This window comes from Pseudomonas sp. ICMP 3272, from assembly GCF_001466905.1.
GTDB classification, from domain to species: domain Bacteria; phylum Pseudomonadota; class Gammaproteobacteria; order Pseudomonadales; family Pseudomonadaceae; genus Aquipseudomonas; species Aquipseudomonas amygdali.
The window spans coordinates 19,926-34,018 of the sequence record NZ_LKEK01000042.1 but is presented as its reverse complement, the minus strand read 5'-3'; the positions used below and the strand labels follow the sequence as shown (position 1 = coordinate 34,018).

Sequence of the window (14,093 nt, the reverse complement as noted above, 5' to 3'; positions counted from 1 at the left end):
TCTGCCGCCAACCGGCTTCTCACCCCACCGCTAGCTCATTGCGCAGGTTTTACCTGCACAGCCTGAAACGTGCGTACCGCGCTGTCCCGACGACAGCAGGAGCGCCCGACTTTGCGATTTGCATGCACGGCTTCAATGACGGCCATGTCTGGAGTGAATATGAAGCAAGCTTTACACCGTGCCCGAGCCTCGACTGCCGTGCTGGGCTACTGCCCGCTGGCGTTGGCGATAGGGAGCGTTTTGCTGTCAGGGACGATTCAGGCCGAGGAAAAAACCTCCGAGGATGAGCGTCGCACCTTGTCCACCGTGGTAGTTACCGGTAATCGCGGTGCCGAGCAGCGCACCGTGACCAGCAGCCCGGTGCCGATCGATGTGGTCAGTGCCAAACAATTACAGAGTACTGGCAAGCCCGGCCTGATGGAGGCATTGAGCGCGGTCATCCCATCTCTGACACTGCCGGAAAAAACCGGTTGGGACGCCAGCGGCATTGCCCGTGCGCCCAACTTGCGTGGTTTAAGTGCCGCCGAGGTGCTGGTGTTGGTCAATGGCAAACGCCGCCATACCAGCGCGACTCTTAATATCAACGGCATCAACACCGGCGCTGCGCCGGCAGACCTCGATCTGATCCCGATCAGCGCCATTGATCATGTAGAAGTGCTGCGTGACGGTGCCGCGGCTCAATATGGCTCCGATGCCATTGCCGGGGTGATTAACGTCATCCTCAAGGCCGACACCAGCGGCACCTCGGTGACCAACGCCGGGCTCGGTTATGACGGCAAGAAGCAGACCGTGCAGCAAAGCCTCAATAAAGGCTTCGAGATTGGCGACGGCGGTATCGTGCAACTGGCGCTGGACGCCCGCAGCCAGAATGACGACAACAAGGCCAGCGCCAATGGCTACACCTACGAACAAGCCTACGACCTGGCGGGCAAGTCCACGTACGGCGGTTACGGCACGCCGAAGACCAATCTGCTGACCCTGGGTTACAACGCCGAGCTGCCGATCGATGACAGTTTCAGTCTGTATTCCTTCACCACCTATTCGCGTCGCAAGGCCGAGCAGGGGCAGAATTTTCGCCTGCCGACCATTACCAATACGATCACCACCGGGCCCAATGGTTATCCGGCGGGATACACACCGACCTGGTACATCGACGAAGACGATTTTCAGGCTGCGTTTGGTGGCAAAGGCACGCTTGGTGAATGGGACTGGGATCTGTCCAGCACTTACGGGCGCAACGAGGCGGAGCAGGGCACCACGCATAACCAGAACCCGTCGCTGGGTGAGGCCACGCCCAACAGCTTCACATCAGGAACGTGGATTTCCACCGAGCTGACCACCAATCTGGACTTCAAGCGCGGCTTTGACATCGGCCTGCAAAAGCCCCTCGACGTGTCCTACGGCCTTGAACATCGACGCGACACCTATGAGGTGCAGGCGGGCGACTATGAATCCTATGCCAACGGTGGTTACTGCGTCGCACCCGGCAACTGTGCATCGTCAGGTGCGCAGGTCACCAACGGCATTTCGCCGGATGAAGAAAGCAGCGCCTCGCGCAACAGTGTCGCCAGTTATGTCGACGTAGGCTTCAACCCTGTGCCTGACTGGTATGTCGGCAGCGCACTGCGCTATGAACATTACAACCAAGGTGCGGGCGCGACCCGCAGTGGCAAGTTGACCACACGCTACGACTTCACCCCGCAGTTCGCCGTTCGCGCCACCGTCAGCAATGGCTTTCGTGCGCCATCCCTGGCCAACAGTCTGTTCAGTGCACGTTCGACCACTTACGGCGTGGTGGACGGCGTGTACCAGTCGATCAATTACGGCGTATTGCCCACCGGCTCGGGTGCCGCCAGAGCGTTGGGTGCCGAGGACCTCAAGCCGGAGCGCTCCACCAATTTCAGCCTCGGTTTCACCCTGACGCCTACCGATCAGTTGACCCTGACCGCCGATGCCTACGTGATCAATCTGCGTGACCGCATCACTCTGACCGGCACCCTGCTGGGTGATGAGGTCACTCAGGTGCTGCTCAACAACGGCATCGATTCGACGTCGGGCGGCCAGTATTTCATCAACGGTGCCGACACCCGCACCAAGGGGCTGGATCTGGTCAGCAACTACCGTCAGGACCTTGGGCAGTACGGGTCAGTGAAGTGGACAGCGGCGTTCAACTGGAACCAGACAAAGATCCTTAGCTACAAGGAATCCACCTCTATCCTCGGTACGTCCTATGAGCTGATGGACCGCGAGGCCCGCAATCTTATTACTGGCGTGCAGCCGCGTACCAAACTGATTCTGGGCGGCGACTGGAGCATCGAGCGCTTCAACCTGAACCTGGCGCTGACCCGTTACGGTTCCTACAAAGAGGTCAATTCCTCAGCCAATCGCGATCTGGATCGGGTGTACAGCGCCAAGTGGATCACCGATCTGGACCTCGGCTACAACCTCAGCAAAAACCTCAACGTTGCCATCGGCGCAAAGAACCTGTTCGACATCTATCCAAGGAAACAGGGGGTTCCCAGCAGCACCATGGTCAGCAGTTACGGCACCTATTCGCCCTACGGTTTTACCGGCGGTTACTACTACACCCGGCTGACTTACGCCTTTTAAGGCCAGCACCTGAAAACCCCCATTGAGTGCGAGGAACAAGCATGCCCACTGTCGCCAAACCCTATGACTTCATCGACGAAACCAGCCGTTACCCGCTGCGCCAGAGCCGGGTAGCACAACCACCGATCAAGGCGTTGCAAGTAGTACCCGCCCGGCATCCCGGTCGCTGGGTGGGGTCGATATTCGCCGCACTGGTGCTGGTCGCCATCGTGCATTCGCTGGCGACCAATCCGCGCTGGGAGTGGGGCGTGTTCGGGCAATGGTTCTTCTCGCCGTCAGTGCTGCGCGGCCTGGCCCAGACGTTGCTGCTGACACTGCTCAGCACCGTGTTCAGCATCATTCTCGGCACGGCGCTGGCGCTGGCACGCCTGTCCGGCTCACCGCTGCTGGCTGCGCTGGCCTGGGGCTACATCTGGTTTTTTCGCTCGATGCCGGCGCTGCTGGTGTTGATCATTCTCTACAACTTCGCCTACCTGTACGACCACATCGTACTGGGTGTGCCGTTTACCGATCTGGTCTTCGCCGAATGGTCAACGGTCGACGTGCTCAGTCAATTCACCGTGGCGGTCCTGGGCTTGAGCCTGATGCAGGCGGCGTATACCGCAGAAATCATTCGTGGCGGGCTGATCGGTGTCGATGCTGGCCAGCATGAAGCCGCCGCAGCCCTGGGCTTGCCGGCTTCGCGTCGGGTTTTCCGCATCATTCTGCCCCAGGCACTGCGCTCGATCCTGCCTTCGGGCTTCAACGAAATCATCGGCCTGGTCAAAGGCACTTCCATTGTTTACGTGCTGGCCTTGCCAGAGCTGTTTTACACCGTGCAGGTCATCTACAACCGTACCCAGGCGGTGATTCCGCTGCTGATTGTTGCCACCGTCTGGTACCTGATCATTACCACGCTGTTGACCAGCGCGCAGTACTACGTCGAGCGACACTTTGCTCGTGGCACGGCGCGTGTTTTGCCGCCCACGCCCTTGCAGCGAGTGCGCGGCTGGTTGAAGGAGAAGCATCATGAGTGAAGCCTCTGCACCCGTGCGCGCAGGGCGCATTCAGATCCAGGGCGTGGGCAAACGCTTTGGCAGCCAGCAGGTGCTCAAGGACATTGACCTGAGCATTGAACCGGGCAAGGTCACGGTGATTCTCGGGCCGTCCGGCTCGGGCAAGTCCACGCTGTTGCGCACCATCAACCACCTGGAAAAGATCGATAGCGGTTACATCACCATCGACGGCGACTACGTTGGTTATCGGCGTAAGGGTGATCTGCTCTATGAGCTCAAGGAGCGCGAAATCCTCAAGCGGCGCATCGAGGTCGGCTTCGTATTTCAGAATTTCAACCTGTTCCCGCACCTCACTGCCTGGGAAAACATTGCTGAAGCACCGTTGGCCCATAAACGCTGGAGCAAGGCCGAGGCGCAGGCAAGAGCAGGTGAATTGCTGGCCAGGGTTGGCCTGGCAGACAAGGTGGACGCTTACCCACGCCAGCTTTCCGGGGGCCAGCAACAGCGCGTCGCCATTGCCCGTGCGTTGGCGCTGGACCCCAAGGTGCTGCTGTTTGATGAACCTACCTCAGCCCTCGACCCCGAGCTGGTCGGCGAGGTGCTGGATGTCATCAAAGGGCTCACGCAACTGGGGGTCACGCTGGTGGTAGTGACCCACGAGATCGGTTTTGCCCGGGAAGTGGCGGATCACGTGGTGTTTCTGTGCGATGGCCAGTTGATTGAGCAAGGGCCGCCGGAACAGGTTTTCCACCATCCCCGACACCCTCGCACCGCTGCCTTTCTCGGCAAGGTGCTGTGAATTTCCCGCTTTCAAGGAGTGATTGCTGATGCTAGTGAATACCGCCCGCGTAGCCCTGCTGACGATAGCCGTCAGCGTGGCGCAAAGTGCTTTTGCTTCCACCGCGCAACCGGTCGACCTCAGTCCTGACCGGCAACGCATTCATGTACCGCGTAACGAAGCGGCCATTGCGCAGATCCCGGCGGGCTTCAAGTTTGCCCAGCCAGGCAAGTTCACCGTGGCCGTCTCCGGTGTGGCGGGGCCGCCCCTGGCGCTGCTGGCCAATGATGACAAGACCACCATCGGCAGCGAGGCCGACACCGCGCAACTGGTGGCGGACAGCCTGGGCCTGCAATTGAACGTGGTGCAGACCAGTTGGGAGGACTGGCCGCTGGGCGTCAGTTCGGGCAAATACGACGCAGTCATCAGTAACGTCACTGTGACCGAAGCGCGCAAGAAACGCTTCGATTTCGCCACCTACCGCCAGGATGTCCTGGGCTTCTATGTCAAGACCAACAGCAAAATCAGCGAGATAAAACAGGCGTCGGACATCGCGGGGCTGAAGATCATCGTCGGCTCCGGCACCAATCAGGAAAAGGTCCTGTTGGCGTGGAACGAGGCTAACGAAAAGGCTGGTATCAAGCCTGCGCTGTTGCAGTATTTCGATGATCAGGCGGCTGCGCAGCTTGCCATTCAGTCGGGGCGCAGTGATGCGCTGTTCGGGCCCAATTCGGTGTATGCCTACTCGGCCGCCATCACCGGAGGCATCAAGCGGGTCGGCACGGTTAACGGCGGCTGGCCACTGCAGGCTGATATCGCCGTGACCACGCGCAAGGACAACGGTCTGGTCAAACCGATTCATACCGCCCTTGAAGGCGCGATTGCCGGCGGGCAGTACGAGCAAGTGTTGCAGCGCTGGGGCCTGGATGTGGAGCGCGTCGACAAGTCGCTGATCAACCCGCCCGGCTTACCGGATTGAGGCCTTCAAGGGAGCAAATGACATGGGACTGACACGACGTGAAGCACTTTCCAGCATTGCTGCGGTAGGTGGCGAAAAAGCCGTCAAGGACGCGCTTGCGGTACTGGGGCTGGGGCCTTCATCACACCGGCGGCCAAAACCTCTGAAACTCGGAAGCGGGCTGGGGCAGGGCACTCGCGTACTGGTGCTGGGTGCCGGAATCGCCGGGCTGGTGACTGCGTTGGAATTGACGCGGGCAGGGTTTACTGTGCAAGTGCTGGAGGCCCGTGATCGAGTGGGCGGCCGCAACTGGACGTTGCGCAGCGGCGATCAGGTGGACTACAAGGACGGTCGCACGCAGACCGTGGGCTTTGATCCCGGGCTGTATTTCAATGCCGGGCCAGCGCGGATTCCCAGCCAGCACCGCACGCTGCTCGACTATTGCAGCGAGTTGGGAGTGCCGCTTGAAGTGCTGGTCAATAGCAGTCATGGCGCTCAGGTCCGCCCGGACCTGCAACAGCCCGCGTTCACTGTCGGCCAGGCTATCAACGACGCCCGTGGCCACCTCTCGGGTCTACTGGCCACGGCGGTGCAGCGCGATGCTCTGGACGATGTGTTGAGCGGCGAAGAGCGTCAGCGCCTGTTAGCGTTTTTGCAGGTGTATGGCGACCTCTCGCAGGAACTGGCTTATGAGGGCAGCCTGCGTTCCGGACATCAGGAGTCGCTCTCGCATCCGGGGGCATTGCCGACCAGTGCGCAGCCGGTAGAGCTGGAGCGCCTGCTGCATCCCGAGCTGTGGGGCGCGCTGCTGCACACTGAGTTTCCCGAGTTCTCGGCGACCATGTTTCAGCCGGTCGGCGGTATGGACCGCATCACCGACGCCTTTTACCAGCGCCTCACCGAACAGGTGCAACTGGGCGCGCAGGTGCGCCAGATTCGTCAACTGGAAGACGGTGTGGCGGTCACCTATCACGACAGACACAGCGGCCGCGAACAGGTAGTACGCGCCGATTATCTGGTCTCGACCCTGCCGTTGCCGTTGCTGGCCAGGCTGGATACCGACTTCAGTAATCCGGTAAAGGCCGCTTTGCTGAGCACCCGCAACGATCAGGCGACCAAGGTGGCGTGGCAATCCCCGCGCTTCTGGGAAACCGATTACCGCACCTATGGCGGGTTGTCCTGGATCGACCATCCGGCGCGCCTGCTGTGGTACCCGAGCAATGACTTGAACACCCGCGATGGCCTGCTCGTCGCCGGTTACGTGACCGGGGAGGGTGCCGACGTGTTCGGCGCGAAACCGTTCGAGGCGCAATACGCAGCCTCCAGAGAGGCGGTCGAACTGCTGCATCCCGGTTACTCGCATCACTTGCGTAACCCCTTGGCCGTGTCCTGGGAGCAGATTCCTTACAGCGAAGGCCCGTGGCTGCAACGCGAACATTTCCCGGCCGACGCCAGCGCCTTGCTGGATGAACCTCATGGCCGGGTTTACTTCGCTGGCGACGGGCTGGTGCAGAGCGGCGTGGGTATCTGGCAGGAATCGGCCGCCAATTCGGCGCGCCATGTGGTCGGGCAACTGGCCGAGCGGGTCATCCAGCAACGGCAGACCGCGGCCCTCGCGGCGTCGTGAGCCTTCATTGCAGCATCAACATCTATTGGGGAGAGACACCATGAGCGACAGCATTCAACGTACCAGCGTCGGCGATTTTCCAATCTCGCAAACCGTGACCGTGCCTGCCTCGGCCAGCCTGGTGTTCATCAGCGGCACTTTGCCCGACCTTGCCGACCCACACGCTCCGGCGGGCACGCCTGCCGCCTATGGCAACACTGAAGTGCAAAGCGTTTCGGTGTTCAGCAAACTGCGCAATATCCTCCGGCAACAGGATCTTGACCTGGGCGATATCGTGCAGTTACGAGTGTTTCTGGTGGGGGCCGAGGAAACCGGCGGCAAGCTTGATTTTGCGGGCCTGCAGGCCGGTTACACGCAGTTTTTCGGCACCCCCGAGCAACCCTTGAAACCTGCGCGCACCGCTTTGCAGGTAGTGGCGCTGCCATTGCCCGGTGCGCTGATCGAGGTCGAAGCCATCGCGGCCAGACCTGCTTGATCCAGTGCCGTCAGTTGCTCGACTATCGCCGTGCGGCCCGGGTACTGACGTCCACCCACACCGCCAGCACCAGGATGCCGCCCTTGACGATCATCTGCCAGTAACTGTCGACGTCGAGCATGGACATGCCGTTATCGAGACTGGTGATGACCAGCGCGCCAAGCAGGGCACCGTAGACAGTGCCCGAGCCGCCGCGCATGGAGGTGCCGCCGATAAAGCAGGCGGCAATGGCGTCCAGTTCACCCATGTTGCCGGCCGAGGGCGAGCCTGCAGCCAGGCGTGCGGTATTGACCAGCCCGGCGAAGGCACACATGACGCCCATGATGCCGAAGATCCACAGTTTTACGGCCTGTACGTTGATGCCGGATAACCGCGTGGCTTCCATGTTGCTGCCCACCGCATAGACGCGACGTCCGAAAACCGTCTGGCTGGTGACATAACTGAACACACCGAGCAGGACCAGCAACAGCAACACCGGAACGGGGATTCCGTCGTAGCTGTTGAGCACATAGACAAACCCGCCCAACACAGCGCCGATCAATACCACGCGTAACACATCACGAATCATCGAGTGTGCCGCCAGCCCGTGCAGTGCTCTGTTGCGCCGTTGTTTCCAGGTCAGAAACAACGTCAGCGCCAGCAACAGTACGCCAAGCCCTGTGCCGACAGAGTGCGGTAAATACCCTTGGCCAACGTAGACCAGCGAAGGCGATACCGGGGCGATGGTCGTACCACCGGTGATCCCCAGCAGAATGCCGCGAAAGGCCAACATACCGCCCAGCCCGACAATAAAGGAGGGAATGCGCAGGTAGGCCGTCATGTAGCCGTTGGCCAGGCCAATCATCAGCCCGCATAGCGCAACCACGCTCAGGTTTGCCAGCAGCGGCACGTGGTAGACCACATCGAGAATCGCCGCCAGGCCACCGAGCAGGCCCAGCAATGAACCCACCGACAGGTCGATCTCGCCACTGATGATCACCAGCACCATGCCACACGCCAGAATGCCGGTGATGGACATCTGCCGCAGCAGGTTGGAAAGGTTGCGCGGGGTCAGAAACCCGCCGTCGGTCTGCCAACTGAAGAACAGCCAGATAACCGCGATGGCAATCACCAGCGCAAGCATTTTGTAGCGGGTGAAGAACTGTTTGACCTGGTTCATCTATGCGGTCTTCCGGGCATTATTGTCAGGGGCATCGGGGTGGCTGAGCGCAGCGGCGAGCACCTGTTCCTGAGTGAGTTCATGGTTGATGAAGTCGCCGCGCAACTGGCCTTCGCCAATTACCAGCACACGGTCGGACACGCCCAGCACTTCGGCCAGCTCCGAAGAGACCATGATGATCGATACACCTTCGGCCGCCAGCGCGCCCATCAGCTTGTAGATCTCGTACTTGGCACCTACATCGACGCCGCGGGTGGGCTCGTCGAGGATCAGCACGCGCGGTCGGGTCAAAAGCATTTTCGCCAGAACGGCTTTCTGCTGGTTGCCACCAGACAGGCTGGTGATCGGCAGGAACGGGCTGGCTGTCTTGAGGTGCATGCGCGAGATTTCCCGGTCGATGCTGCCCAGCTCGGCTTCGGCGTCGATGCGGGTCATTTTCGAGTAGCTGTCGAGGACCGCGAGGGTGATGTTCTGACCAACGCCCAGGTCCGGAATAATGCCCTGACGCTTGCGGTCTTCGGGAACCATGCACAAGCCCGCGCGGATTGATTTGAGCGGCGTGCGTGTGTCGACAGGCTGGCCGTCCAGCCACACTTCACCGGTATATCGGCCCGGGTAGGCACCGAACAGCGCGGACACCAGTTCGGTGCGACCTGCGCCGACCAGCCCGGCAATGCCGAGAATTTCCCCGCGCTTGAGAGCAAACGAAATGTCGTCGACCCGTTTGCGTCCGGGGTTATCGACGTCGTAACAGGTAACATTCCGCGCCTCGAAAATCACCTCGCCGATCTCATGGGGTTCGGTGGGGTAAAGGTTGCTCATTTCGCGACCGACCATCTGGGTGATGATCTTCGGGATGTCCATGCCCGACATGGCGGTGGTGGCGATATGCTTTCCATCACGGATCACTGAAATGGTGTCGCACACGGCCGCCACTTCATCGAGTTTGTGCGAAATGTACACGCACGCCACGCCCTTGGCTTTCAGGTCACGAATGATGTCCAGCAGCACCTCGATTTCCGAGCGTGTCAGGGCAGAGGACGGCTCGTCGAGGATCAACAGACGAGCTTTCTTGTTCAGTGCCTTGGCGATTTCCACCAGTTGCTGGTAACCGCCGCCGTACTGGGAAACCGGCAGTGCCACGTTCATGTCTGGCACTTTGAGCTCACGCATCAACACTTCGGCGCGATGGATCATGGCCGGGTAGTTCATGCGCCCACCCGGGAGCGTCAGTTCATGACCCATGAAGATGTTTTCGGCCACCGACAGGTCAGGCACCAGCGTGAGTTCCTGATGAATGATGACGATACCGGCTTCTTCCGTTTCGCTGATTGACTGCGCCTTGAGGGGGTTACCATCCCAGAGGATCTCGCCGTCCCAGGTGCCGTAGGGGTAAACCGCTGACAGCACCTTCATCAGCGTGGACTTGCCCGCGCCGTTTTCGCCGCACAGGCCGACGCATTCACCGGGCCGGACCTTGATGTCAATGCCGTTCAGGGCTTTGACGCCGTCAAAGGTTTTGACGATGCCGTTCATTTGCAACAGATAGTCGGACATGGCACAGGCTCACACGGGGATCCAAGGGCGTGCCTGAGCCTGCGCAGCCGTTCTGCACAGGCCCAGGCTTTCTATCGACTGATTATCGATAGCTCACTGGCCGCCCATCTGCGCCTTGGTGTAGAACCCGTCTTTCTCCAGCAGGTCGATGTTGTCCTTGGTCAACGGTGTCGGGGTCAGCAGGATGGTGTCGACTTTCTTGCTGCCATTGTCGTACTGCGCGGTAAAGGCAGGCTTCTCGTTGCGCACCAGTTGCACCGACAGTTTGGCGGCTTCGCTGGCAATCAGCTTCAGCGGCTTGTAGACGGTCATGGTCTGGGTGCCATCAATGACCCGCTTGACCGCCGCCAGGTCCGCATCCTGCCCCGAAATGGGCACTTTGCCGGCCAGTTTCTGTGCGGCCAGTGCCTGAATTGCGCCCCCGGCGGTGGCGTCGTTGGACGCGACGATGCCATCGATCTTGTTGTTATTTCGGGTCAGGGCATTTTCAACAATGCTCAGGGCTTCAGTGGGGTTCCATTCCTTCACCCACTGTTGGCCGACGATTTTGATATCGCCCTTGTCGATGGCTGGCTGCAGCACCTTCATCTGACCTTCGCGCAGAATCTTGGCGTTGTTGTCAGTGGGGGCTCCGCCCAGCAAAAAGTAGTTGCCCTTGGGCGCTGCTTTCAGTACGCCGCCGGCCTGCATTTCGCCGACCTTTTCGTTATCGAAGGAGATGTAAGCGTCGATGTCGGCGTTGAGGATCAGCCGGTCATAAGACACCACTTTGATCCCGGCCTTCTTGGCTTCGGCAACGGCGTTGGTCAGCACGGTGGCGTTGAACGGCACGATGACAAGCACATCGACGCCGCGAGAGATGAGGTTTTCGATCTGCGATATCTGTTTCTGCTCGTTGGCATCCGCCGACTGTACGTAGACCTTGGCGTCCAGTTTCTCCGCTGCCGCAACGAAGTAATCACGGTCGCGTGACCAGCGTTCCAGACGCAGGTCATCAATGGAAAAACCGATTTTCGGGTGGGCGGAGTCGGCCATGACCGGCAGGGACAGCAAGGCCAGAGCGCTGGCAAGCAGCGTGCGTTTCAGGGTGTTCATAGGGTGCGTCCTTTTATTGTTGTTCGAAAGACACTTCATGATGTGCAGCGTAATGCCGGTGCAACTGTAGAACGTTGTCGGACGCCGCGGGCACAGATTTGTCGTGAGAATGTCACTGCGGCGTCCGTTCAGCCTTGCTTCAGGAGTAGATAAAGCGGTTGACCACTCCTTCAAGCAATTCCTGCCGACCGCTGACGGCTTGTGGGTTGAGGTCGTTGGCGAACGCATGCTCGGCCAGCGAAGCGAGACTGAAACCTCCGCTCAGTACGGATTGGCCAAACGGCTGCTGCCAGCCTGCGTAGCGCTGGTCCTTGAACTGCTGAAGCTTATCGTTTTGCACCATGGCCGCTGCGCGCTCCAGCGCCAGGGCGAGCACATCCATGGCGGCAACGTGGCCGTGGAACAGGTCGACTTCGTCGAGGCTCTGACGACGGACCTTGGAATCGAAATTGTAGCCGCCATTGGTGAAACCACCGGCCTTGAGAATCTCGTAGGTGGCGAGGGTCATCTCCTCGACGCTGTTGGGGAACTGGTCAGTGTCCCAGCCGTTCTGCGGGTCGCCGCGGTTGGCATCGATGCTGCCAAAGATCCCCAGCGAGACTGCTGTGGCAATTTCGTGGTGGAAGCTGTGTCCGGCCAGGGTCGCGTGGTTGGCTTCGATGTTGACCTTGATCTCTTTTTCCAGACCGTACTGCTGCAGAAAACCGAACACCGTAGCACTGTCGTAATCGTACTGATGCTTGGTGGGCTCCTGCGGCTTGGGCTCGATCAGCAAGTCGCCTTTGAAGCCAATCTTGTGTTTGTGCTCGACCACCATACGCATGAAGCGGCCCAACTGTTCGCGCTCCTGCCTGAGGTCCGTGTTGAGCAGGGTTTCGTAGCCTTCACGACCGCCCCACAGGACGTAGTTGGCCCCCTTGAGTCGCTGGGTGGCGTTCATGGCACTGAACACCTGAGTCGCGGCGTAGGCAAATACTTCAGGGTCCGGATTGCTGGCGGCCCCTGCGGCAAAGCGCGGGTTGCTGAAACAGTTAGCGGTGCCCCACAGCAGCTTGATCCCGGTTTGTTCCTGATGACGTTCCAGCTGATCAATCATCTGCGCGAAGTTGTTGCGATACTCCTTGAGCGAGCTGCCTTCCGGTGCCACGTCGGTGTCATGGAAGCTGTAGTAGTCGATGCCGAGTTTGGAGAAAAACTCGAAAGCTGCTTCAGCCTTGCCGATAGCCAGCTCCAGCGGGTCCCCGGAACCTTGCCATGGACGCTTGAAAGTGCCGACACCAAACATGTCGGCGCCCGGCCAGACGAACGTGTGCCAGTAACAGGCCGCCATGCGCAAATGCTCGCGCATGGGTTTGCCGAGAATCAGTTTGTCGGCATCGTAGTGACGAAAGGCAAGGGGCGAGTCGCTGTCAGGGCCTTCATAGCGAACCTTGTCGACGGCGGGGAAGTACGGCATCTGCGTTTTCCTTATTGTTCTTGGCGATGCCTCGATACTAGCAACGGCCTTGGGCCTGCTGATTATGAAAATCGTCAACGCACAGTGCGATTTTGAGTATTGAGCTTGGTCCTTTACGGGCCTAGTCTGTGTTGAGAGACGTAGTGCTTATCGAATCGATATAAAAATCCGGCATAAAAATAATGAAAACCGTACCCCCCGTTCACCGCATTGCACTGTTGTTCAACGGCAGCAAGATCTATGACCGCGGCATCATCAGCGGCATCGGCAACTACCTAAGCAGTACCCGGGTGTCCTGGGATCTGTTTCTGGAGGAAGATTTTCTCTGTCGCTTGAAAGGCATCGAGCGTTGGCAGGGTGACGGGATCATTGCCGACTTCGACGACCCGCTGATTGGTGAGGCATTGGCCGGCATCAGGCTGCCGGTGGTGGCGGTAGGCGGTTCCTACCAGGATGAGCGCGCCTACCCGAAGGGCATCCCCTATGTCGCGACCGACAACCACGCCTTGATCAAGGCCGCCTACGAGCATTTGATAGTGGCCGGGCTGACCCGCTTTGCCTGCTTCAGTCTGCCTGAGGCTCAGGCCAATCGCTGGGCGCAGGAGCGCGAGCAGGCCTTTCGTCGACTGCTGCAGCGCGACGGCCTGCACGCCGAGGTCTATCGCGGCCTGGGCACCAGTGCACCGCTCTGGGACAGCGCTGTAGAACAGCAGATCGCCTGGCTGCAAAGCCTGCCCAAGCCGATCGGCATCATCGCGGTGACCGACGCCCGCGCCCGTCAGTTGCTACAGGCCTGCCTGACTGCCGGAATTGCTGTGCCCGAACAAGTGGCGCTGATCGGCATCGACAACGATCCGTTGACCAGAACCCTCACGCGGGTGCCGTTGAGCTCGGTGGTTCAAGGCACCGACACCATGGGCCGAACCGCCGCGCGCCTGCTGCACCAGATGCTGCACGGCATGCCGTCTTCGGGCACCCACATTCTGATACCGCCGGACGCTGTCAACGTACAGGCTTCGAGTCTGCATCAACCGTTGGGGGACCCCTATGTGATGCAGGCGTTGCTGTTTATCCGGCAGTACGCGTGCCAGGGTATCAAGACCGCGCAGGTAGCGGCTTATGTGGGCGTTTCGCGCTCGTCGCTGGAGGCGCACTTTCGCCGGGTGCGGGGCTGCAGCGTGCATGACGAGATCCTGCGTTTCAAACTGGCCGCTGCCGCACACGGGTTGCAAAACACTGACTGCGCAATTGCCGACATCGCCCGCGATTGTGGTTTCCGGTCGGCGCAATACCTGCATACGGTCTTTCGCCGGGAATTTGGTTGCACGCCGCGAGAGTACCTGCAAGGTGTCAATGCGGCAGTGCAATGCCCGGTTGCCTGAG

Annotated in this window: 11 protein-coding genes; 7 read left to right on the top strand and 4 right to left on the bottom strand. The window is 60.1% G+C overall.

Translation table 11 applies throughout. From position 1 onward, the window contains the following. Positions 1 to 159: 159 nt before the first annotated feature. The 6 genes from AO068_RS08335 to AO068_RS08310 are packed head-to-tail and all read left to right on the top strand — an operon-like array spanning position 160 to position 7,443. Positions 160 to 2,610, top strand: a complete 2,451-nt coding sequence (locus AO068_RS08335; RefSeq protein WP_058408106.1) for a TonB-dependent receptor plug domain-containing protein — start codon at positions 160 to 162, stop codon at positions 2,608 to 2,610. Between the two features lie 41 nt (positions 2,611 to 2,651). Further along, on the top strand, positions 2,652 to 3,626 hold the full coding sequence (locus AO068_RS08330) for an amino acid ABC transporter permease (RefSeq protein ID WP_002553360.1): 975 nt from the start codon (positions 2,652 to 2,654) through the stop codon (positions 3,624 to 3,626). Beyond that, complete coding sequence (locus AO068_RS08325; protein ID WP_004665212.1) at positions 3,619 to 4,404, top strand: amino acid ABC transporter ATP-binding protein; 786 nt, start codon at positions 3,619 to 3,621, stop codon at positions 4,402 to 4,404. The genes AO068_RS08330 and AO068_RS08325 overlap by 8 nt, the downstream gene beginning before the upstream one ends. Positions 4,405 to 4,432: 28 nt before the next feature. Beyond that, complete coding sequence (locus AO068_RS08320; RefSeq protein ID WP_005733125.1) at positions 4,433 to 5,362, top strand: ABC transporter substrate-binding protein; 930 nt, start codon at positions 4,433 to 4,435, stop codon at positions 5,360 to 5,362. Positions 5,363 to 5,384: 22 nt separating this feature from the next. Next, positions 5,385 to 6,968, top strand: coding sequence for a flavin monoamine oxidase family protein (locus AO068_RS08315; protein ID WP_058408105.1), 1,584 nt, complete (start codon positions 5,385 to 5,387; stop codon positions 6,966 to 6,968). A gap of 40 nt (positions 6,969 to 7,008) precedes the next feature. Further along, positions 7,009 to 7,443 carry a RidA family protein gene (locus tag AO068_RS08310; protein WP_058408104.1) on the top strand — a complete coding sequence of 145 codons (435 nt, stop codon included), beginning with the start codon at positions 7,009 to 7,011 and terminating at the stop codon, positions 7,441 to 7,443. 22 nt (positions 7,444 to 7,465) lie between these two features. Here the strand turns inward: AO068_RS08310 and AO068_RS08305 are convergent, their stop codons facing one another. From AO068_RS08305 to xylA, 4 genes are all read right to left on the bottom strand, one after another. Continuing rightward, positions 7,466 to 8,602: a sugar ABC transporter permease gene (locus AO068_RS08305; protein WP_058408103.1), complete on the bottom strand. Its 1,137-nt coding sequence runs from the start codon at positions 8,600 to 8,602 to the stop codon at positions 7,466 to 7,468. Beyond that, positions 8,603 to 10,159 (bottom strand): D-xylose ABC transporter ATP-binding protein, encoded by a 1,557-nt coding sequence (gene xylG, locus AO068_RS08300; RefSeq protein WP_058408102.1) that lies wholly within the window; start codon positions 10,157 to 10,159, stop codon positions 8,603 to 8,605. 93 nt (positions 10,160 to 10,252) lie between these two features. Then, positions 10,253 to 11,254, bottom strand: a complete 1,002-nt coding sequence (xylF, locus tag AO068_RS08295; protein ID WP_054077933.1) for a D-xylose ABC transporter substrate-binding protein — start codon at positions 11,252 to 11,254, stop codon at positions 10,253 to 10,255. A gap of 139 nt (positions 11,255 to 11,393) precedes the next feature. After that, entirely contained in the window at positions 11,394 to 12,710 is a 1,317-nt protein-coding gene (xylA, locus tag AO068_RS08290) for a xylose isomerase (protein ID WP_002553370.1), read from the bottom strand. A 182-nt stretch (positions 12,711 to 12,892) separates the two neighbouring features. Here xylA and AO068_RS08285 point away from each other — a divergent pair, with 182 nt between their 5' ends. Further along, positions 12,893 to 14,092 carry a XylR family transcriptional regulator gene (locus AO068_RS08285; RefSeq protein WP_057401213.1) on the top strand — a complete coding sequence of 400 codons (1,200 nt, stop codon included), beginning with the start codon at positions 12,893 to 12,895 and terminating at the stop codon, positions 14,090 to 14,092. Position 14,093 lies beyond the last annotated feature (1 nt).